The sequence below is a fragment of the Effusibacillus sp. SKA8 genome (assembly GCF_058273125.1).
The window spans coordinates 1-1,567 of the sequence record NZ_JBZCSF010000035.1; the positions used below are offsets into that span (position 1 = coordinate 1).

Consider the following 1,567-nt stretch of genomic DNA (forward strand, 5'->3'; position numbering starts at 1 on the left):
CATGTTGAGAGTTTGATCCTGGCTCAGGACGAACGCTGGCGGCGTGCCTAATACATGCAAGTCGCGCGGGCGGAAGAGGAGCTTGCTTCTTGGAAGCCAGCGGCGGACGGGTGAGTAACACGTGGGCAACCTGCCCGGCAGACCGGGATAACGCCTGGAAACGGGTGCTAATACCGGATAGGCAAGAGGGAGGCATCTTCCTTTTGGGAAAGGCGCTGAGGCGTCACTGTCGGATGGGCCCGCGGCGCATTAGCTGGTTGGTGGGGTAACGGCCCACCAAGGCGACGATGCGTAGCCGACCTGAGAGGGTGGACGGCCACACTGGGACTGAGACACGGCCCAGACTCCTACGGGAGGCAGCAGTAGGGAATCTTCCACAATGGGCGCAAGCCTGATGGAGCAACGCCGCGTGAGTGAAGAAGGCCTTCGGGTTGTAAAGCTCTGTCTTTCGGGACGAAGAGGCAGGAGAGGGAATGCTCCTGCTGGGACGGTACCGGAGGAGGAAGCCACGGCTAACTACGTGCCAGCAGCCGCGGTAATACGTAGGTGGCAAGCGTTGTCCGGAATGACTGGGCGTAAAGCGCGCGCAGGCGGCCGTTTAAGTCTGGGGTGAAAACCCGGGGCTCAACCCTGGGAGTGCCTTGGAGACTGGATGGCTTGAGGGTCGGAGAGGCAAGGGGAATTCCATGTGTAGCGGTGAAATGCGTAGAGATATGGAGGAACACCAGTGGCGAAGGCGCCTTGCTGGCCGATCGCTGACGCTGAGGCGCGAAAGCGTGGGGAGCAAACAGGATTAGATACCCTGGTAGTCCACGCCGTAAACGATGAGTGCTAGGTGTTGGGGGTTTCGAGACCGTCAGTGCCGAAGCAAACGCATTAAGCACTCCGCCTGGGGAGTACGGTCGCAAGACTGAAACTCAAAGGAATTGACGGGGGCCCGCACAAGCAGTGGAGCATGTGGTTTAATTCGAAGCAACGCGAAGAACCTTACCAGGGCTTGACATCCCGCTGACGGGTCTGGAGACAGGCCTTCCCTTCGGGGCAGCGGAGACAGGTGGTGCATGGTTGTCGTCAGCTCGTGTCGTGAGATGTTGGGTTAAGTCCCGCAACGAGCGCAACCCTTGATCTGTGTTGCCAGCAGGGGAGCTGGGCACTCACAGGTGACTGCCGGTGACAAACCGGAGGAAGGTGGGGATGACGTCAAATCATCATGCCCCTTATGTCCTGGGCTACACACGTGCTACAATGGGCGGTACAACGGGAAGCGAAGGAGTGATCCGGAGCGAACCCCTGAAAGCCGTTCGTAGTTCGGATTGCAGGCTGCAACTCGCCTGCATGAAGCCGGAATTGCTAGTAATCGCGGATCAGCATGCCGCGGTGAATCCGTTCCCGGGCCTTGTACACACCGCCCGTCACACCACGAGAGTGGGTAACACCCGAAGTCGGTGAGGTAACCTGACCTATTCCAGGGAGGGAGCCAGCCGCCGAAGGTGGGACCGATGATTGGGGTGAAGTCGTAACAAGGTAGCCGTATCGGAAGGTGCGGCTGGATCACCTCCTTTCTAAG

At 59.3% G+C, this 1,567-nt stretch carries 1 rRNA gene; it reads left to right on the top strand.

What is annotated here, in order from left to right:
• A 16S ribosomal RNA gene (locus tag AC4ED1_RS14555) occupies positions 1-1,562 on the top strand.
• The last annotated feature ends 5 nt before the right edge of the window (positions 1,563-1,567 follow it).